The sequence below is a fragment of the Ruegeria sp. CG8 genome, assembly GCF_056537165.1.
Genome location: NZ_JBQFRA010000001.1, coordinates 164,260 through 184,803 on the forward strand (window position 1 = coordinate 164,260; position 20,544 = coordinate 184,803).

The window sequence follows — 20,544 nt, forward strand, 5'->3', positions numbered from 1 at the left end:
GGAGATATTTCGCAATGTCCGACGCGCAAAGCCGACTGGATCTGTTCATTGATCGCATGGTCTCGCAGCGGGCATGTCTGGATTTCGCGATTGCCGACACGGCCGAATTGGCCGGTCCGGTGTTCGAACTGGGTCTGGGAAACGGGCGCACCTATCATCACATGATGAACCGGATCCGCAACCGACCCGTCTATGTGTTCGAACGCGCGGTGGCCTCGCACCCCGATTCCACCCCGCCCGAAGATCGTCTGATCCTGGGCGACGTGCGCGAGACTCTGCCCGCCGCGCTGGATCGGTTCGGCGCGACCGCCAGCCTGATCCATGCCGATCTGGGCGGCCACAACCGCGAAAAGAACGATGCCTTCGCCCGCTTCGTTTCACCCCTGATCGAACCGCTGCTGGCCGAGGGCGGGCTGATGGTCTCGAGCGACCGGATGTATTTCGAAACGCTGACGGAACAGCCCCTTCCCGCAGATGCGGTTCCGGGTCGCTGCTTCATCTACCGGCGCTAGGCGGCGTTCCGCAGGGTCACTTTGTGTGGGGACTCGATCCCGGCACGGCGGGCGGTCTAACCTTCGCGTGACGTTCACGCAAAGGACCGCCCATGCTGTTTTACGATTGCTCGACCGCCCCGAACCCGCGCCGTGCCCGGATGTTCATCGCCGAAAAAGGGCTGCAGATCGAAACCCGCGACATCTCGATCGCCAAGGGCGAGCAAATGAGCGAGGCGTTTCGCCAGGTAAATCCCCGCACCACCATCCCGGTTCTGGTCACCGACGAGGGGACCGTTCTGACCGAGAACCTCGGCATCGCTGCCTATCTCGAGGCGCGCTTCCCCGAGCCTCCGTTGATGGGGCGGACGCCGGACGAGAAAGGGCTGGTGCTGATGTGGAACGCGATCGTCGAACAGCAGGGCGGGGCGCCCATCGCAGACGCGCTGCGCAACACGCATCCGGCCTTCAAGGACCGCGCCATCCCCGGACCGCAGAACCACGCGCAGATCCCGGAACTGGCCGAACGCGGCCTCGCGCGCGTCGGAGCGTTCTTCGACCTGCTCGAAGAACGTCTGCAAGACAGCGCCTTCATCGCGGGCGAGGCGTTCTCGCTGGCCGATATCTCGACCTTCGTGTTCGTGGATTTCGCCCGTGTCATCAAGATGCGCATCCCCGAGGGCAACACGGCAACCCGGGCCTGGTTCGACAGCGTGCAGGCGCGACCCAGCGCCAGCGCCTGACAGCACTGTACAGAAATGTCTAGACAGAAGTGAACAGTACCCCTAGCGTCCTTTGGGAATCGTCCAGGGGAGGTCGGGATGAAATCGCAGTATCGCGTTGTAGTCATCGGGGGTGGCGTCGTCGGCGCCTCGGTTCTGTATCATCTGGCCAAGTTCGGCTGGCCGGATGTGGTTATGCTGGAACGCCGGCGGCTGGCTTCGGGGTCGTCATGGCACGCGGCGGGGGGCATCCACGCGCTGAACGCCGATCCGAACATGGCGGCGCTGCAGGCCTACACGATCGACTTGCTGAGCGAGATCGAGAAGGAATCGGGCCAGAATATCGGCCTGCACATGACCGGCGGCCTGACGCTGGCCGGAACCCCCGAACGGTGGGAGTGGTTGCAGGCGAACTACCGCATCTTTCAGTCCATTGGCATCGACGACTGCGAATTGCTGAGCCCGGAAGAGGCGCAGAAACGCTGCCCGATCATGTCCACCGACGGCATTCTGGGCGCGATGTGGGCCGACCGGGAGGGCTACATCGACACCACCGGCACCGTGCAGGCCTATGCCACCGCAGCCAAAAAACGCGGGGCGGAATACTACGAGGAAACCAAGGTTGAGGAACTGATCCAGACCGCCGATGGCTGGCAGGTGGTGACCGACAGGGGAACGATCACCTGCGAGCATGTGGTCAACGCCGCCGGCCTGTGGGCCAAGCAGGTGGGGCGCATGGCAGGGGTCGAACTGCCGGTGTCGCCACTGAAGCACCATTACCTGATCACCGACACGGTGCCCGAGGTCGCAGCGGCCGATTTCGAGATGCCGATGACCGTGGATCTCGAGGGCTTCACCTACATGCGGCAGGACCAGAAGGGTGTTCTGGTCGGCATCTACGAGGTCGATCACGAACACTGGGCTATGGACGGCGCGCCGTGGAATTATGGCGAGGAGCTGTTTCAGGAGCAGCTGGACCGCATCGAGAACGAACTGACGCTGGGCTTCGAACGCTATCCGGCGATCCAGAACGTGGGCATCAAGACATGGGTGAACGGTGCCTTCACCTTCTCGCCGGACGGCAACCCTCTGGTCGGTCCGGTGCCGGGCAAGCGGGGCTATTGGACCGCTTGCGCGGTGATGGCCGGATTCCTGCAGGGCGGCGGCGTCGGCAAGACGCTGGCCGAATGGATGATCCATGGCGAGCCCGAGGCCGACGCCTGGCCGATGGACGTGGCGCGCTATGGCGACTTTGCCCAGAACAAGCGCTATATCCGCGAGACGACGGGCCAGTTCTATTCCCGCCGTTTCGTGATGACCTATCCGAACGAGCAACTGCCCGCCGGACGCCCTCTGAAGATGTCGCCGGCCCATGACGCGATGACCGAGGCAGGCTGCAAATGGGGCGTCAGCTGGGATCTCGAGGTGCCACTCTATTTCGCGCCCAAAGGGTTCGAGGAAACGCCGACCCTGAAACGCTCGAACGCCTTCGACATCGTGGCCGAGGAATGCCGCACCATCCGCGAAGGCGTGGGCCTGATGGACATCACCGGGTTTTCACGGTTCGAGGTTTCGGGGCCGAATGCGGAAATCTGGCTTAACAAGGTGATGGCCTCGAAACTGCCGGGACTGGGCCGCGCGAAACTGGCACCGATGCTGGGCGAGAACGGGCGGCTGAAGGGCGACCTGACGGTTCTGAACTGGGGCGACGGCACCTGGTGGATCATGGGCAGCTATTACCTGCGGGCCTGGCACATGCGCTGGTTCGACGATCACATGATCGACGGAGTCACCGTTCGCGACCTGGGCGAGGAGGTCTGCGGCTTTGCCTTGGTTGGCCCGAAATCACAGGCGGTGGTCGAGAAACTGGCCGAGCAGGATATCTCAGCCCTGAAATTCATGGGCTGCGGTGCCTATGACATCGGCCTCGTGCGCGCCCGCGTGGCCCGCATGTCGGTGACTGGCGAAAAGGGCTATGAGATCAACTGCCGCTGTGGCGACCACATCGCCCTGCGTCGCGCGCTTCTCGAGGCCGGAGCCAGCGAAGGCATCCGCGAATGCGGGTTCAACGCGATGCTGTCCACGCGGCTTGAGAAAAGCTTTGGCATCTGGTCGGCCGAGTTCACCCAGGCCTACACCCCCGGCATGACCGGCATGGACCGCTGGATCGATTGGGACAAGGACTTCGTGGGCAAGGACGCGGCACTGGCCGAGCGTGAGGGCAACGGCCCGGCGCAGGTTCAGGTGACGCTCGAGGTCGACGCGCTGGATGCGGATGCCAGCGGGTATGAACCCGTCTGGGCCGGCGACCAGCGCGTGGGCTTCGTGACCTCCGGCGGGTATGGCCACTATATCGGCAAGTCGCTGGCCATGGCGCTGGTGGACCGCGACAAAGCGCAGCCGGGCACCGAACTGTCGGTGCATGTGGTCGGGGTCGAGCGGCCCGCGCGGGTGATCGCGCCGTCGCCCTATGACCCTGAGGGCAAAGCGATGCGGGGCTGATCGTGGCGGCGCGGGGCAGAGAAGGCCGGCGGCGGGGGCGGGGGGCGGAGGCCGCTCCCGCCACCCGTCGGGACGTGAATTACCGCCAATTGCGCAACCCGTTTCCGGTGATGGAGGTCTTTCCCGCCGACCAGATCGCCGACATGCACGAAACCGCTCTGCGCACGCTTGAGGAACTGGGCGTCAAGGTCCTGCTGCCCGAGGTGCGGCGTCTCTTTGCCGCTGCAGGCGCGCGGGTGGATGAAGACAGCGAAATGGTGTTCATCGGCCGCGATCTGGTCGAGGCCGCGGTGGCCTCGGCCCCGAAGTCCATCGCCTGCCGGGCCGGGGCGCGGCATCGCGACTTTACGCTGGAACTGGGCAGCCTTGTCTTCCAGCCCGGCGCAGGGGCGCCCAATGCCACCGATCTGGAACGCGGCCGCCGCCCGGCCAGCGGGCAGGATTACCTCGAGTTCCTGAAACTCACTCATCATTTTGACGTGTTCCAGATGATCTCGCCGCAGGTCGAGCCGCAGGACGTGCCGACCCACCTGCGCCACTATTTCACCACGCAGGCGCAGATGGAGCTGACCGACAAGTTCCCGTTCTTCTTCTCGCGCGGCACGCCGCAAGTGATGGACTGTTTCCAGATGCTGGCCGTCGCGCGGGGCCTGTCCGACAACGAGTTCCGCGCCCGGCCGCATTGCTACACGATCATCAACACCAACAGCCCGCGCACGCTGGACATTCCGATGGCGCAGGGGCTGATCGACTTTGCCCGTCACGGGCAGATGTCGATCATCACGCCGTTCACGCTGATGGGGGCGATGGCGCCGATCACGGTCGCGGGCGCGATCACCCTGTCTCATGCCGAGGCGCTGGCGGCCCTGACGCTGACCCAACTGGCAAAACCCGGCGCGCCGGTCTGCTATGGCACCTTCACCAGCAACGTGGACATGAAATCCGGCGCCCCGGCTTTTGGCACGCCCTCGCATTTCCAGGCCTCGCTGGCGGCGGGGCAACTGGCGCGCCATCTGGGCCTGCCGTGGCGGTCGGCGGCCGGGTCGGCCTCGAACGCCAATGACGTGCAGGCCGCCAATGAAAATCAGTTCGGGCTGTGGGGTTGCCTGATGGCGGGGGCCACGGTGATCATCCATTCGGCCGGGTGGCTGGAAGGGGGGCTGACCGTGTCCTTCGAAAAGCTGGTCTGCGATGCCGAGGTGCTGAACATGGTGGCCGAGCTGTGCGCCGGGGCTCAGGCGGGTTCGGCCGAGATCGGGTTTGACACTGCCTTGCGCGAGGTCGAGCCCGGCAGCCATTTCTTTGCCGCCAGCCAGACGATGGAGCGCTACACCACCGAATTCTACGAACCGCACCTGCATGACTATGCCAATTTCGGCACCTGGACCGAACGCGGATCGGTCGATGCGAACCACCGGGCAACTGCGGTTTGGCGTGACATCCTGAACAATTTCGAACCACCCGCGCAGGACCAGCCGGGGCTGGACGCAATGCGTGATTTCATTGCCCGCCGAACCGCCGAGGGCGGCGCGCCGCCGGAGAGTTGATATGAACAGCAAACCGATCCTGCACCGTGACGACCCCAAGGCCGAGCCTCTGGTCGGCAACGTCAAGGTCACGCGCGACGACTGGTTGAACGTGGCGATGGACGTGCTGATCTCGGATGGGGTCGAGCAGGTCAAGGTGCTGAACCTGGCCGAGCGCATGGCGGTGTCGCGGTCGTCCTTCTACTGGTACTTCAAATCCCGGCAGCACCTGCTGGACGCGCTGCTGGATCGCTGGCAGGCCACCAACACCGCCGCCCTGATCGCGCAGGCCGAAGCGCCGGCCGAGACCATCACCGCTGCCGTCTGCAACGTGCATCGCTGCGTGGTCAACACCGCCCTGTTCGACACGGCGCTGGATTTTGCCGTGCGCGACTGGGCGCGGCGGTCGGGCAAGGTGCGGCGGATGCTGGACCAGTCCGATGCCCGCCGCCTGGCCGCGCTGCGGGCCATGTTCGCCCGACATGGCTATGAGGCGGTCGAGGCCGAAACCCGTGCGCGCGTGCTGTACTACATGCAGATCGGCTATGATCTGGCGCAGTTGAACGAGCCGTTGGCCATGCGCCTGTCTCTGGTGCCGCACTACCTGTACGTCTTTACCGGGGTCGAACCGCGGCCCGAGGAAATCGAGGAATTCAGCGCCTATGCCAAGCGCTGTTGGGAGGGAGGATCAAGCCATGAGCCAGCCTGACGCAATCATCATCGGAACCGGCGTGATCGGCGCGGCCATCGCGTTCGAGATGGCCAAGGGCGGCTGGAAGACCCTGTCGCTGGACCGCAACGCGCAGGTGGGGCACGGCTCGACCGCCGGGTCCTGCGCGATCATCCGGATGCATTACTCCACCTTCGACGGCACAGCCTTTGCGTGGGAGGGCTACCATTACTGGCGCGACTGGGCCGACTATCTTGGCCTGCCCGATGGGGCCGATCTGGCGCAGTTCCGCGAGACGGGCTGCCTTGTCATGAAAACCGAGGCCAACGGCCACCTGTCAAGGCACATGAAATACAGTGCCGAGTTGGATTGCCCGTTTGAGGAATGGTCGGCCGAACAGATACTCGACCGCCTGCCGATCTATTCTCTGGACAGTTTTGCCCCGGCCAAACGGATGGACGATTCAGCCTTTGGTCAGCCCAATGGCAGCAGGATGCAGGGGGCGGTGTTCTGGCCCAAGGCCGGTTATGTCACAGACCCGGCCCTGTCCGCGCAGAACCTGATGCAAGCGGCCACGCAGCGCGGCGCGCAGGTGCGGACCGGGGCCGAGGTCGTCGAAATTCTGCAGGAAGGTGGCAGAGTCAAAGGCGTCAGGCTGGCCTCGGGCGAAGAGATTTACGCGCCGGTGGTGATCAACGTGGCCGGGCCGGGATCGTCGATCATCAACCGCATGGCGGGTGTGCTGGACGACATGACCATCGAAACCCGCCCGCTGCGGCAGGAGGTGGTCCACGTTCCCGCGCCGGAAGGGTTCGATTTCGAGCGTCAGGGAACCATCGTATCGGACGGCGATATCGCCTGCTACTGCCGGCCGGAACATGGCAACCATATCCTGATCGGCTCGGAAGACCCGGACTGCGACCCGCATCAGTGGTGCGAGGACGATGTGCACTACAACCACGACTTCACCGACCAGTGGACGACGCAGGCTATGCGATACGCGCAGCGCGTTCCCAGCCTGGGCATTCCGTCCAGAACGCGTGGTGTGGTCGATCTGTACGACGCCTCGACCGACTGGATCCCGATCTATGACAAGTCCAGCCTGCCAGGGTTTTACATGGCCTGCGGCACCAGCGGGAACCAGTACAAGAACGCGCCGATCGCGGGCAAGATGATGGCCGCGTTGGTCGAGTATTGCGAGGGCGGGGCGGATCACGACGCCCAGCCCCTGCAATTCGAGCTGCCCCATATCAAACGCACCATCGACGCGGGCTTTTACTCCCGCAAGCGACCCATCAACGAGGCAAGCAGTTTTTCCGTCCTTGGCTAGCCATGCCGGACAAATGCGCTAGCTCTCCGGAAACACTGAGAAAGGGCGTGTGGGATGGCGGAGAATGACACCAAAGTTCTGATCTTGGGAAGTGCGCCCGCAGCGCTGGCGGCACGGGAATGGGCGCGTGGGCCGTTCACTCACATCGTGGTCATCAACAACGCCTGGCGCATCCGCGAAGATTGGGATTTCCTGATCCATCCCGAGGATTTTCCGGCCGAGAACCGTCCCGACTGTCTGACAGCGACACAGCGTATCGTGACGGCGCAGGATTATGTCCCGATCCAGAACGCGTATGGCGGTTTCGTCTATGCCGGAGGCACCATGGCCTTTACCGCCGGGTACTGGGCGCTGGGCGCTCTCAAACCATCGGTGATTGCCTTCTTTGGCTGCGACATGGTCTATCCGCGCTCGGGCAATACCCATTTCTACGGCCAGGGAACGGCCGATCCCTTGCGTGCTGACGTCACCCTGCGTTCGCTCGAGGCGAAATCGGCACGGCTGGCGCTGCTGGCGGCGCGTCAGGATTGCAACGTGGTGCGGTTGTCCGTTGGACCCAGCCGGTTGGTCTATCCGTCCGTCTCTCATACCGAAAAGATCCCCGAGGCCCGGCCGCGCCCTGAACACGTCGATGCTCTGCTGCAGGCCGAGTACGAGGCGGGCTACATGGTGCCATCCGGCCGGTATTGGGAGGTCGAAGACCGGTTCAATCCAGCCGTTGTCGACCGGCTGGATGCGGCTTGGCTTGCGGCCTACAAAGCCTCGGCGCTGGATCAGGCGGCCTGAGCGCGCGGCGCGCGCAACAAGTCTTCGACCTTTCGTCTGGCGGTCTCGGCCGCTTGTATCCGAACCGGGCCGTAACCGCGGATCTCGTCAGCGCAGGACAGGATGCTTTGCCACGTTTCGGTATCCCGATCCCCGTACTCTGCCACAAGGCGGTCCAACAGCCCCTGGTACCAATTCAGCAGATCGCGGTGCAGGCGCGCTTCGGCATGATAGCCAAACGGATTGAGAGCTGTTCCGCGCAGTGCCCGCATCTTTGACAGGCCCCGCAGAACCGGCTGCATCCAAGGTCCGAACGCCTTTTTCAGCGGTCGGCCCCGGGCATCCGTTTTGCGGCTCAGCAGGGGCGGAGCCATGTGGAAACGGACCGCAAAATCGCCCTCGAACTGGTTGGCCAGTTCCTTTGCGAAATGGTACGAAGTCATCAGCCGCGCGACTTCGAACTCATCTTTGTAGGACATCAAGCGGAACAGGTTGCGAGCGACGCTGCGCAGCAGGGTCTCGTCAGCCTGCGGCAGCGCCGAGCGGAGGGTGGCGATACGATCGGCGTAGGCCTGCGCGTATTTCGCGTTTTGATACTCGGTCAGGTAGGCGGTGCGGCCCGCAATCATCTGATCCAGAGTTTCTGCTGAACCAACGTCGTCGGAAGGCAGCGCCAGAACGTCCGGACGAACCGCCATGTTGCGCCCGATTGCAAAAGCCAGACGGTTCTTCTCGACAGCGACGCCGTTCAGCAGAATCGCCTGACCCAGCGCGACTTGCGATACCGGCACAAGACCGTGCTGCCACGCAAAACCCAGCATGATCACATTGGCAAACACGGCATCACCCAGCAGGGTTTCCGCCACCGCGTTGGCGTCGAAACCGAACAGGTTTTCCGCCCCGACCACGTTCTGAATGGCCTGTTCACGGGCTTTTACCTGCAACTGAGCGTCGCGGCGCAGAACGATATCGCCGGTCGGCATTTCCGCCCGGTTCAGGACCACGCGCGTACCCTTGCGGTAATGCGCCGAGGCTTTGGGGGCTGAACTGACGACGACGTCGCAACCAATCACCGCATCGGCCGCGCCCTGATCAATGCGGACCTGGTTCAATGCGTTTGGAGTGTCGCCCAAACGGATATAGCTGAGAACGGTTCCGAATTTCTGTGCAAAGCCTGTGAAATCCAGGACCGAGGCGCCTTTCCCCTCGAGATGGGCCGCCATCGTGATTAGCGCCCCCACCGTTACCACACCCGTGCCGCCGACGCCGGTGACCAGCAGCTCGAACGGCTTGTCCAGGCGGGGCAGGGCAGGGTCGGGGAGCCCGTCCTCGAGTTTTGCCAGATCCAGCTTTGCCATGCGTTTGCGGCGTTCGCCGCCTTCGATGGTCACGAAGCTGGGGCAGAATCCGTTGAGGCACGAGAAATCCTTGTTGCACGAGCTCAAATTGATCTTGCGCTTGCGGCCCAGCGGGGTTTCGCGCGGCTCGACGCTCAGGCAGTTCGACTCGACCGAGCAGTCGCCACAGCCCTCGCAGACCAGATCGTTGATCCAGACGAACCGCTTGGGGTCCTCCATCGTGCCGCGCTTGCGGCGGCGGCGCTTTTCGGTGGCGCAGGTCTGTTCATAGATCAGAACGGTCACGCCCGGGATCTCGCGCAACTCGCGTTGCAAGGTGTCCAGTTCGGCGCGGTCGTGGAACGTGGTTTCCGACGGGAAATCCGCGTGGTGGAATTTCGAGATGTCGTCCGAGACGACGGCGATCCGTTCCACGCCCTCGGCGCGGCAGGCCTGGGCGATGCCGGCCACGCTGACCGGGCCGTCCACCGGCTGGCCGCCGGTCATGGCCACGGCGTCGTTGTAGAGGATCTTGTAGGTGATGTTGGTCCCGGCCGCGACCGCCTGCCGGATCGCCAGCGAGCCCGAGTGATACCAGGTACCCTCGCCGAGGTTCTGGAAGATATGCTTGCCTCCGTTGAACTTGGACGCCACCACATGCGGCACGCCTTCGCCGCCCATCTGGGCATAGCCGACGGTGTGGCGGTCCATCCACGAGGCCATGACGTGGCAGCCGATGCCACTGGCCGCGATCGAGCCGTCAGGCACTTTGGTCGAGGTGTTGTGCGGACAGCCCGAGCAGAAATAGGGCGTGCGGGTCGCGCCGGGCACGTTGATCAGTTGCGGCGGCTGGTCCGTCAGCGCCTTGGCTTTGGCGGGCAGGTCCTCTTCGGGGAAGAACCGGTGCAGGCGGTCGGCCACGATCGGCACCAGCATCAGCGGGCTGAGTTCACCCGTCCAGGGGATCAGCGGCTCGCCGTGGCTGTCATATTTGCCCACCATCTTGTGCGGCTTGTCGCCGGGCCAGTCATAGAAATACTCCTTGAACTGGCTTTCGATGATGCCGCGCTTTTCTTCGACGACCAGCACCTCGGCCTTGCCCTTCACAAAGCGCAGCGCGTTGCGGCGCGCCAGCGGCCAGACCATGCCGACCTTGTAGATGTCGATGCCCAGACGGCGGCAGGCGGCCTCGTCCAGTCCCAGAAGGCGCAACGCCTCCATCAGGTCAAGATGCGCCTTGCCGGTGGTGACGAAGCCGAACTTGGCGTGGTCGAGGTCATAGATGCGCCGGTCGATCGGGTTGGCCTCGGCGAAGGCGCGCACGGCGCGCAGCTTGTGTTGGATGCGGGTCTCGATCTCGGGCGAGGGCAGGTCGGCGGCGCGCACATGCAACCCGCCGGGGGGCAGGTCGATCTCGGGCAGGATGAACTGCCGGTCGGGGCGCAGCTCGACCGAGCGGGCGCTTTCGACGGTTTCCGAGATCGCCTTGAACCCGACCCAGGTGCCGGAGAACCGCGACAGCGCAAAGCCGTATTCGCCGAATTCCAGATACTCCTCGACCGAGGCGGGGTTCAGCGTGGGCATGAACCATGCCATGAAGGCGACGTCGGACTGGTGCGGCATCGAGGAGCTGACGCAGCCATGGTCGTCGCCGGCCACGACCAGCACGCCGCCCTTGGGCGCCGAGCCATAGGCATTGCCGTGTTTCAATGCGTCGCCTGAGCGGTCGACACCCGGCCCCTTGCCGTACCACATCGAAAAGATGCCTTCGAATTCGCACTGCGGGTCCAGCGTCGCCTGCTGTGCGCCCAGAACGGCGGTTGCGCCCAGATCTTCGTTCACGGCGGGCATGAACGTGATGCGGTCGGATTTCAACCGTTCGCGCGCGCGCCACAGCTCCAGGTCCAGCCCGCCCAAGGGCGAGCCGCGATAGCCCGAGACGAACCCGCCCGTGTTCAGCCCGGCATCGCGGTCGCGCCGCGCCTGATCCATCAGGATGCGCGCCAGCGCCTGCGTGCCGGTCAGGAATACGCGACGCTCGGTCTGTTCGTACCGGTCTGTGAGTTGATAAGTGCGAAGAGTGCTGTCGTGGCGGCTCATGGCTTGGACCTAAATTGGCTTTGAGATTGAACAACTGTAGTTCGGTATTTGCGAAATGTTGTGCCAATGGGTCCGCAAGCTTGATAAGGTTTCGAAAAAAATTGCCGAAAAACCCTAAGAAGACGAAAAGGCCTACCAAATGATACAGCTTGACGACAGAGATCGCCGGATTCTGACCCTGCTACAAAGGGACAGCCGTGTGTCGAATGCCGACCTTGCCGATGCGGTCGGGATGTCGACCTCGGCCCTTTGGAGACGGGTGCGCGCATTGGAAGAGGCCGGGATCATTGAACGCTACGGCGCAGTTGTGAACCCAGTCGCGCTGGGGTTGGGGTTTGAGGCGATCGTACATGTGCATCTGACGCGGCATGATCCCGACAAGATCGTGGAGTTCATCCGGGCAATCGAAACCTGCAAGGAAGTTCAGGAATGTTTCGCAACGACCGGTCAGGCAGACTATCACCTGCGAGTGCAGTGTCCCGATCTTGCCGCCTACAACGTCTTTTTGGAGAGGTTTCTGTTTCGTTTGCCTGCCGTCGCAAGTGCACAGACGAATGTGGTTCTGCGCGCGGTCAAACGCAATCGTTCGGTCGAGTTCTGATTACCGCGCGACGAATTCAACCCAGGCCCAGGCCATCGCGATGTAAGTGAGGTTGTGCAGGCATTGATCCAGACCGGCGGCCCGCCAAAAGGCGGCCTGATCAGGTTGCAATTGTTTCTTGTCGGAATAGCTGGCTTTGGCGAAATCGATATTGAAATGCACGATCCACTCAAGCGCACCGATGATCAGAATGAACGAAAGTGGCGCGCCGAATATCAGGAAAACCACGACTGAACCCACAACATGCACCGCGGCATGCTGTGCGCGCCCGACATGCAGGTACTCCCCCCGCCCAGACAGCATCTTGGGCGTTTGAAGGTAGAAATCGGCAAACATGTGTTTGATCTGCAGTGCACACAGCAGAAGCAACACAGTGCCAAGTGTAGCAGGCAAAAACTACCCTCCCGATATCGTCCTGACCTTCAGACTAAGGGCTATGAGACAGGATCGCAAATGAACTAGTTCACACAAGTCGAAATAGTTTTCGCCTTGGAAACCATTTGCCTATCCAAGCGCGATTGCAGTACCGTCGTGCTGCTTTGACCGCGGCAGGATCGCTGCAAAACAGTTTCGGGTCACCAGTAGGGGCAGGGGCCATAGAACGTTCAATTTTTGGATTTATTTGGAAGTATTCCAAGCGTGATCAGCTTGTTCTGCTGGCCGTGACGGCAACTTTGTTCCCGCTGCTGTACCTGACGCTTGAATTGCCCAAACGCATCATCAACGACGCAATCGGCGCCTCCAGCGAGATCGTGGATGTCTGGGGATACAGTCTGTCGCAGACGAAGTTTCTGGTAATTTTGTGCTTCGCCTTTTTGGCGGCGGTGTTGGCGCATGGTTTGATGAAGATGCGCATCAACACGATGAAAGGCGTTCTCAGCGAACGAATGTTGCGCCGGTTCCGATACCAGTTGATCAACCGCGCACTTTTGTTTCCTCAACCCTATTTCGAGCGCGTCAGTCAGGGCGAACTGGTCTCGATGATCACCGCCGAAAGCGAGCCGATGGGCGGGCTGATGGGCGATGCGATCAGCCAGCCTGTCCTTCAGGCGGGGCAGATGCTGACAATCCTGTCCTTTCTATTCCTGCAAAGCGTCTGGTTCGGATTGGCTGCTGTCGCTCTGATCCCATTGCAGGCCTGGCTGATCCCGCGATTGCAGCGCCAGATCAACCTGTTGAACAAGCGCCGGATCCAAGAGGTGCGCGTACTGGCCGCTCAGATCGGCGAGAATGCAGCAGGCGCGGCAACCCTGCGGCAGAACGGCGGCTGGCGCCATCGCCGAGCGTTGATTTCAGATCAACTGTCCCGGCTGTTCAGCATCCGGTTCGAGATCTACCAGAAAAAATTCTTCATGAAGTTCATCAACAACTTCATCTCTCAATTGACTCCGTTCCTATTCTACCTGGTCGGTGGTTTGCTGGTTTTGCAGGGGTCAGTTTCACTCGGTGCTCTCGTGGCCGCGCTCGCTGCCTACAAGGACCTCAGCTCGCCCTGGAAGGAGCTGCTGACTTATTACAACCAGACACAGGACATGTCTCTGCGCTGGGAGGTGGTCATCGAACGGTTCGCCCCAAGCGGCATGCTGGATGAAAGCCTGTTCGAAGGCGAGCCCGACAGCCGACCGCACCTGAATGGCCCGATCGAGTTGGAGCAGGTCTCGGTGCGTGATCTGGATGGCAATCAGGTTCTGGATGATCTGAACCTGACCTTCCCCGCCGGTAAGACCATAGGGATCGCCGCCCCCAGCGAAGAGGACCGCCGGGCCCTGGCGGATCTATTGACCCGGGAGATCCTGCCAAGTTCGGGCCGGGTCGAAATCGGGGGTGTTAACCTGTCCTCGCTGCACCAGGCCGTCGTGGCGGCCCGGATCGGTCATGCCACATCGCGACCGGTAATGTTCCAGGGAACCGTTGGCGGCAACGTGATGATGCCGATGCAGCTCAGGCCTCTGACCGCTCCACCGGAGGACGCGGACCACCTTGAAACGCTGCGTGCGGGAAACAGCCCCGATCCCTTCCGGGCCACTTGGCTGGACCCTTCACTGGCCGGGTTCGAAACGGCTGAGCAGCTGCGCGATTGGTGGTTGAAGCTGATCGACGGACTGGGCTCCGGGCCCATCTTGTTCCAACGCGGGGCCGAGTTGGGTTTCGATCCTGAAAAGCACCCCGACCTTGCTGCCAAGCTGATCGAGCTGCGGCCCTTGGTGCAGGACGCCGTCAAAAAGGCCGGTCTGGAGTCGCAAGCCCTGATTTTCGACCGCATGACGTACAACGCTGCACTGCCCGTTGCCGAAAACCTGCTGTTTGCTGTGCCACGCGTGCAGGTGACGCAAGAGTTGCTGGCCCGGCAGACCGTTTTCCTCGGGCAGTTGCGCGAGTTGGGTCTGGATGAAACACTGGTCGGCCTGACTCGTGACGTGATCGAAATGCTGCGTCAGATCTTTGGTCTGGACGGGACGGATCACCCGTTGTTCCGCAAGCTGGGACTCGAGGCCGCCACCTACGAAGCTGCTGTCGACCTCGTGGAAAAGACCCGGGAAACCGGCGCGTCAGGGTTGGACGATGACCAGTTGGCCAGCCTGCTGGCCGTGCCTTTCGTGATCTCGGCTGAACAGATTGGGCCGGCCTTTTCCGAAGAGCTCAAGAACCGCATCCTCGAACTGCGGCACAGCCATTCCGACAAGTTGATGGAGCGCCTGAACGACGTGTTCGAGCCGCTGGACCCGGCCACCTTTGCGCCGGGATTGACGGTTATGGAGAATGCGCTTTTTGGCAAGGTCAGCCAGATCGGGGGCGCGCGGTCGGACGAGGTACGGAAAGTGATCGCAGACGTACTGACCGAAAACGGAGCACGTCCGCTGGTGGTTGAACTGATCTACGATGTACCGGTCGCGCTGGGCGGGCAGAACCTGCCGGCCGCGCTGGCCGAGCCTTTGGCCTTTACCCGCGCGACGATCAAGAAGCCGGATATCCTGATACTGGAAAACGCACTGGCGAGTTATGGCATGGACACGCAGGTGGCTGTGTTCAGGAACCTGCGAGAGCTGCTTCCGGACGCCACGATCATCTACCTGAACGAACAGTTCAAGAACCCCGGCGCTTTCGACATGTTTGTCGAAATCCGACAGGGGCGCGTAGTGTCCGATCAGGTTCCGTCGGATGTTGAAGGTGACAGTGCAGCCTCGGCGGACCTCACGCGAAAGCTGCGTGCTTTGGAACAGACACCGCTGTTTTCGGGGCTGGATCGTCGCCAGCTTCGACTGCTGGCTTTTGGTGCGCGCTGGTACGAGGCAAAGGCCGGCGAAGTCGTGTTCCTCAAGGATGACCAGCCAACTGATGGTGCCTACATGATCATCGACGGCGAAGCTGGTCTGTACCTGCCGCAACCGCCCGAGGAGGATCGGCTGGTGACCCGTGTCGGCAGCGGTACCTTGGTGGGCGAACTGGGCCTGATCCGCAAAGAGCCCCGTGCACTCAGCATGGTGGCCGAAACCGATCTGACCTGCCTGCGTATCGGCGAGGAAGAGTTCCTGGCCGTGGTGGAAAACGATGCTGCGACCGCGTTCAAGCTGTTGCAGGTGATCGCAGGCTATGTATCACGCTGACAGGTTCAGGCCTGCGGGCTACAGAACAGGGAATGCATCAACTCGATCACCTGCTTGGCTTTGCCGTCGCGCAGCGAATAGTAGATCGTCTTGCCCTCTCGGCGGGTTGAAACCAGGCCTTCGGTTCGCAGACGCGCCAGCATCTGGCTGACCGCGGCCTGGCGCAACTTGAGCAAGGCTTCAAGCTCGCCCACCGAGCGTTCTCCGGCCGCGAGATGGCACAGGATCATCAAGCGGCCCTGATGCGCCAGCGTCTTGAGGAAAGCCGCTGCTTGCGCGGCGCTTTCCTCCATTTCCGAGGGCAATTCGGATTGTGGGGTCGTCAATTCGGCGTCAGTGAAAGTCACGTGGTACCTTGGGGATGGAAATAAGGGGTAGACGCAGTATGCACCAACTTGTCTGAAATTGTCATCCCTCGGTTGCCGGGGCCCCGCCCTGAAACGCATTGCCGTTGACATAGTCGCAGGGGTCTTCCTGCATCTGCAGGTGCAGACCGTCGCCGGAATAGGGGTGGGCACGGGCCAGTTCCTCGTCGACCTCGATGCCCAGTCCGGGGGCCGAAGGCGGCTCGACAAAGCCGTTATCGACCCGGATCGAGCCCTTGATCAGCTGGTCATGAAACGGCGTTTCGATGGTCTCGAGCAGCAGCAGGTTCGGGATCGAGGCCGCGAGATGGACGTTGGCGGCCCATTCCACCGGCCCGGCATAGAGATGCGGCGCCATCTGCGCGTTGAAGACCTCGGCCATGGCGGCGACCTTCTTCATCTCCCAGATCCCACCGGCCCGGCCCAGGGCGGGCTGCAGGATCTCGGCCGCGCCGGCGCGCAAAACCGCGCCGAACTCGGCCTTGGTCGTCATCCGCTCGCCCGTGGCCACGGGGATGCGGACACTGCGGGCGACGCGGGCCATGTCCTCGATCATGTCCGGGGGGGTGGGTTCTTCGAACCACAGCGGCGAGTAGGGCTCGATTGCCTGCCCAAGACGGATGGCGCCTGCAGTGTTGAACTGGCCATGGGTGCCGAACAGCAGGTCGGCCTTGTCGCCCACGGCCTGGCGGATCGCCTTGCAGAAGGCCACCGACATTGAGATGTCGGACATGGCCGGCATATGCCCTCCACGCATCGTGTAGGGGCCGGCGGGGTCGAACTTGACCGCGGTGAAGCCGCGCCGGACCATTTCGGCGGCGCTTTCCCCGGCCTGTTCGGGCGAGGTCCAGAAATCGGTCAAGTTGTGTTGGGGCAGCGGGTAGAGATAGGTGTAGGCGCGGATGCGGTCGTTCATCCGGCCGCCGATCAGAGCGTATACCGGGCGGTCCCGGTCCTTGCCCAGAATGTCCCAACACGCGATTTCCAGCCCCGAAAATGCGCCCATCACCGTCAGGTCGGGGCGCTGGGTGAAGCCGCTGGAATAGGCGCGGCGGAACATCAGCTCGATATTCTCGGGGTTTTCGCCGGCCATGTGGCGGTCGAAGACGTCACGGATGACGTGTTTCATTGCCTCGGGACCGACCGAGGAGGCATAACACTCGCCCCAGCCGGTGATGCCGGTATCGGTGGTGACCTTCACCAGAATCCAATAGCGCCCGCCCCAGCCCGGCGCGGGCGGAGCGGTCACGATGATGTCGAGATCCTGCAGTTTCATCCGGTCTCCTCCCGCCGGTGGTCCGGGGCCGTCAGCCCCGGTCGAATACGATCACGTTGCGCTTGGCCGAACCGGTCTTGGTGTCCTCGATGGCCTCGTTGATCTGTTCCAGCGTCCAGCGACCCGAGATCAGCTCGTCCAGCTTCAGACGTCCCTGTTCATACAGATCGATCATCCACGGAATGTCGCGCTGGATCACCACGTCGCCCATCTTCGACCCGACCATGCCCTGACCCAGAGCCGCCAGAATGACCGGCTCATAGCTGGATTGCGCGCCGGAATGCGGCATGCCGATCATCACCGCCTTGCCACCGCGACCCAGATAGCGCGGGGCCTGATCATAGGCGGGGATCGCACCGACGGTGATCAGAACCGCATCGGCCCCGCGACCGCCAAGGGCCTTGTAGGCTGCTTTCCACGGTTCTTTCAGCGTGGCCAGAACCCCATGCGTGGCTCCGAATTCCTTGGCAATTTCCAGCTTTTCCTCAGTCATGTCGACGGCCACGATCCTCCGGGCCCCTGCCAGCCGCGCGCCCTGGATGGCGTTCAGACCCACCCCGCCAGCGCCGATGACCACGACATCCTGACCCGGGCGCAACTGCGCGGCGTTGACCGCCGCCCCCACACCGGTGATCACCCCGCAGGACAGCAGGCTGGCCACGTCCTTGGGCATCGCGTCGGGTATCCTGACGATCTGGCGGTGGCTGACCACGACCTTTTCGGCAAAGGCGCCACAGGCCATCGCCTGTTCCAGCGGCCCACCGTCCGCCGTGCGCAGCGGACCCTTGACGGTGTCATAGGGCGTTTCGCAGATCACCGGCTTGCCGCTGGCGCAGGACGGGCAGGATCCGCAGGCGCGGATCAGGGTCACCACGACCGCATCGCCAACCTTGAACCCTCCGCTGGCTTCTCCGACGGCCGAGACCACACCGGCGGCCTCGTGCCCGTAGACGGCGGGCAGAAACCCGCCCCAAGCGCCGCTGGCATAGGTGATGTCGGAGTGGCAGATCGCCACTGCATCCAGCGTGACCTCGACCTCGCCCATGCCGGGCGGCGCGATCTGGATGCCTTCGATGACAAGCGGTTCGTTGAAGGCGCGGCATACGGCGGCTTTGATGGTCTGCATGGATCCCTCGTTTGGTTTGGGCCACGGTGACGCGGGAACCTGCGGTCCGCAAGGCTGAAACCGTCATTCCCGTGTCGTTGTTACGTTTCGCTGGGATGTGCGCGCAGAAACAGGACGAATCCGGCCAGCATCAGCAGCAATGCCAACAGGAACGGGGCCCCTGGAAGGTAGAATGCTGCATCAACGCGCGCGAATTGGGCGAAAACGGTGGTCATCACCAACGGGGAGATCACCATCGACAGCGCGTGGAGCGCGGCCAGAACCCCCTGAAGCTCTCCCTGCTGCGAATCCGGCGTTGCGCGTGACATCTGTGCCTGAAGGGCCGGCGTCACGACGGCGCCCAGTGCGGTGATCGGAATCAGCATCAACGCAATTGTGCCGTTTGTGAGAAAACCCAGGGCCAGAAAGCTGACGATCTCGAAGATCATGCCCCAAACAATCGTGGTCCGCTCTCCCAAGTGGCGGGTGGCGGGGCGGATCAACCCGCCCTGAACCGCCGCCATGCCCAATCCGTAGACCGCGAGTGACAACCCGATCATCTGCGGTGACCAACCGAAACGCTCGGTCGTGAAGTATGACCAGATGGCGGGATAGACGTAGATCGACACCGAGTACAAAAAGTATACCCACAGCAACGGTCGGATGCCGGGCAGGGCGGCGATGGCACGCAATGCGCTATCAGGACGCGCGCGGTGCCAGCGGAATCCGCGGCGGTTTTTGTCCGTTACCGTCTCAGGCATGACCGCGAGGCCCAGCAGGAAGTTCGCAAATGACAATCCGGCAGCCGCCCAGAATGGGGCGCGGGTTCCGTATTCGCTCAGCAATCCTCCCATCAAAGGGCCGAGGACAAAACCTACACCAAAAGCCGCTCCGATGAGACCGAAATTGGCGGCCTTTTCATGAGGTTTCGAAACGTCCGCCATGAAGGCCGCTGCGGTAGAGTGGGTGGCCGCGGTGATGCCACCCACGATGCGGCCGATCAGCAGCAGCCAGATGCTGCCGGCCAAGGCCATGACCACGTAGTCCAAGCTCATGACAAACAGGGAAACCAGCAGGACCGCGCGGCGTCCGTAAGCATCCGACAGGTTGCCCAGCACCGGACCGAACAGGAATTGCATCGCAGCAAAGGCAGTGCTGAGGATCCCACCCCAGATGGCTGCCGATGCCAGAGAGCCGCCCTGAACCTCGACGATCAGCTGAGGCATGATCGGCATGACCAGTCCGATGCCCATGGCATCGATCATGACAGTGCCGAGAACGAACAGAAAAGGAAGACGCATGAAACCGCACGAATGACTTATTTTGCAGGACCTTAGTCGCCCGCCTGTCGTGTTGTAACCCGGTCTTTTGTGATCGAGGCGAAATTCTCGACTGACGGCACGTCAGCCTTGGCCGGGCCGGATCTCAGACGCGGGTGGCGATTTCGTTCAGGTGTCGAGCCAGATCCGCGGGATGCGAGAAGAATGGAGAATGGGAACTGTCGATCGTCAGGCGCAATTCGGGCGGCGCGCAATGGCTCATCTCTTCCTGGTACTCAGTTGGAATCGTCCGGTCATCCATGGTGCGGACATAGGCCTTGGGAATTCCGTCAAAACGCTCGCTCAGGTCCAACGGCGTGTCCTGCGGGCGGATGGCCTGCGGGCACAGGCGGGCCAGGGCATAGGTGACAACGTCGGCCGGACAGTCGTGATAGAAGAGAGATTGCACCCGATCCGGCAACACGCTGTAGGACAGTCCGTCTGCCGATTTCTCGACCGCATCGCCAATCAGCTGTCTTGGTGCACGCCGGCGCATTTCTATCATCGACAGCCCGGAGACCGGCACGTAGGCGCAGACATAGATCAGGGCTCGCATCCGATCTGAGGCGAATTCGGCGGCCGCACTGATCGGGTAGCCGCCCCAGGAATGGCCGACAAGAATCGTTTGCGGGGTCGTGGCATTCAACACCGCATCTCGACACGTCTCGAGCGTGACCTCGGATACTGGGGTCGGGTCCGATCCATGACTGGGCAGGTCGATCGCCCGGACCGAATGCCCCAGATTCTCAAGTTCCGGTATCAGATCGCGCCAGCACCATGCGCCGTGGCAAGACCCGTGAACAAGAAGAAATTCCGCCACCGTGACCTCC

At 62.6% G+C, this 20,544-nt stretch carries 16 protein-coding genes; 9 read left to right on the forward strand and 7 right to left on the reverse strand.

Features of this window, described 5'->3' with window-relative positions:
* Positions 1–14 precede the first annotated feature (14 nt).
* From ACR0EF_RS00765 to ACR0EF_RS00795, 7 genes are all read left to right on the forward strand, one after another.
* Entirely contained in the window at positions 15–512 is a 498-nt protein-coding gene (locus ACR0EF_RS00765) for a class I SAM-dependent methyltransferase (RefSeq protein WP_170371784.1), read from the forward strand.
* A gap of 92 nt (positions 513–604) precedes the next feature.
* Positions 605–1,234, forward strand: coding sequence for a glutathione S-transferase family protein (locus ACR0EF_RS00770; protein ID WP_170371782.1), 630 nt, complete (start codon positions 605–607; stop codon positions 1,232–1,234).
* Positions 1,235–1,312: 78 nt separating this feature from the next.
* A complete protein-coding gene (locus ACR0EF_RS00775; RefSeq protein WP_170371780.1) occupies positions 1,313–3,715 on the forward strand; it encodes a GcvT family protein in 2,403 nt (800 codons plus the stop codon).
* A gap of 2 nt (positions 3,716–3,717) precedes the next feature.
* Positions 3,718–5,262: a trimethylamine methyltransferase family protein gene (locus tag ACR0EF_RS00780; RefSeq protein ID WP_170371778.1), complete on the forward strand. Its 1,545-nt coding sequence runs from the start codon at positions 3,718–3,720 to the stop codon at positions 5,260–5,262.
* 1 nt (position 5,263) lies between these two features.
* Positions 5,264–5,950, forward strand: coding sequence for a TetR/AcrR family transcriptional regulator (locus ACR0EF_RS00785; RefSeq protein WP_170357062.1), 687 nt, complete (start codon positions 5,264–5,266; stop codon positions 5,948–5,950).
* A complete protein-coding gene (locus ACR0EF_RS00790; protein WP_170371776.1) occupies positions 5,937–7,241 on the forward strand; it encodes an NAD(P)/FAD-dependent oxidoreductase in 1,305 nt (434 codons plus the stop codon). The genes ACR0EF_RS00785 and ACR0EF_RS00790 overlap by 14 nt, the downstream gene beginning before the upstream one ends.
* A 54-nt stretch (positions 7,242–7,295) precedes the next feature.
* Entirely contained in the window at positions 7,296–8,027 is a 732-nt protein-coding gene (locus tag ACR0EF_RS00795) for a hypothetical protein (RefSeq protein ID WP_170364949.1), read from the forward strand.
* Here ACR0EF_RS00795 and ACR0EF_RS00800 read toward each other — a convergent pair.
* Positions 8,015–11,443, reverse strand: a complete 3,429-nt coding sequence (locus ACR0EF_RS00800) for an indolepyruvate ferredoxin oxidoreductase family protein (protein ID WP_170371774.1) — start codon at positions 11,441–11,443, stop codon at positions 8,015–8,017. The genes ACR0EF_RS00795 and ACR0EF_RS00800 overlap by 13 nt on opposite strands.
* Positions 11,444–11,582: 139 nt before the next feature.
* Between ACR0EF_RS00800 and ACR0EF_RS00805 the strand changes: the two genes are divergently transcribed.
* Positions 11,583–12,044, forward strand: coding sequence for an Lrp/AsnC family transcriptional regulator (locus tag ACR0EF_RS00805; RefSeq protein ID WP_170364945.1), 462 nt, complete (start codon positions 11,583–11,585; stop codon positions 12,042–12,044).
* Here the strand turns inward: ACR0EF_RS00805 and ACR0EF_RS00810 are convergent, their stop codons facing one another.
* A complete protein-coding gene (locus ACR0EF_RS00810; RefSeq protein WP_093964572.1) occupies positions 12,045–12,437 on the reverse strand; it encodes a DUF3307 domain-containing protein in 393 nt (130 codons plus the stop codon).
* A gap of 215 nt (positions 12,438–12,652) precedes the next feature.
* Here ACR0EF_RS00810 and ACR0EF_RS00815 point away from each other — a divergent pair, with 215 nt between their 5' ends.
* Entirely contained in the window at positions 12,653–15,649 is a 2,997-nt protein-coding gene (locus ACR0EF_RS00815) for a cyclic nucleotide-binding domain-containing protein (protein ID WP_170371965.1), read from the forward strand.
* A 5-nt stretch (positions 15,650–15,654) separates the two neighbouring features.
* Here ACR0EF_RS00815 and ACR0EF_RS00820 read toward each other — a convergent pair whose 3' ends face one another.
* From ACR0EF_RS00820 to ACR0EF_RS00840, 5 genes are all read right to left on the reverse strand, one after another.
* Positions 15,655–15,942: an ArsR/SmtB family transcription factor gene (locus ACR0EF_RS00820; RefSeq protein WP_170340532.1), complete on the reverse strand. Its 288-nt coding sequence runs from the start codon at positions 15,940–15,942 to the stop codon at positions 15,655–15,657.
* Positions 15,943–16,057: 115 nt separating this feature from the next.
* A complete protein-coding gene (locus ACR0EF_RS00825; protein WP_170371773.1) occupies positions 16,058–17,290 on the reverse strand; it encodes a mandelate racemase/muconate lactonizing enzyme family protein in 1,233 nt (410 codons plus the stop codon).
* Between the two features lie 31 nt (positions 17,291–17,321).
* Positions 17,322–18,416, reverse strand: coding sequence for a Zn-dependent alcohol dehydrogenase (locus ACR0EF_RS00830; RefSeq protein ID WP_170371771.1), 1,095 nt, complete (start codon positions 18,414–18,416; stop codon positions 17,322–17,324).
* An 80-nt stretch (positions 18,417–18,496) separates the two neighbouring features.
* Entirely contained in the window at positions 18,497–19,696 is a 1,200-nt protein-coding gene (locus ACR0EF_RS00835; protein ID WP_170340416.1) for a TCR/Tet family MFS transporter, read from the reverse strand.
* A gap of 124 nt (positions 19,697–19,820) precedes the next feature.
* Positions 19,821–20,534 carry an alpha/beta fold hydrolase gene (locus ACR0EF_RS00840; RefSeq protein WP_170340418.1) on the reverse strand — a complete coding sequence of 238 codons (714 nt, stop codon included), beginning with the start codon at positions 20,532–20,534 and terminating at the stop codon, positions 19,821–19,823.
* Positions 20,535–20,544: the final 10 nt, after the last annotated feature.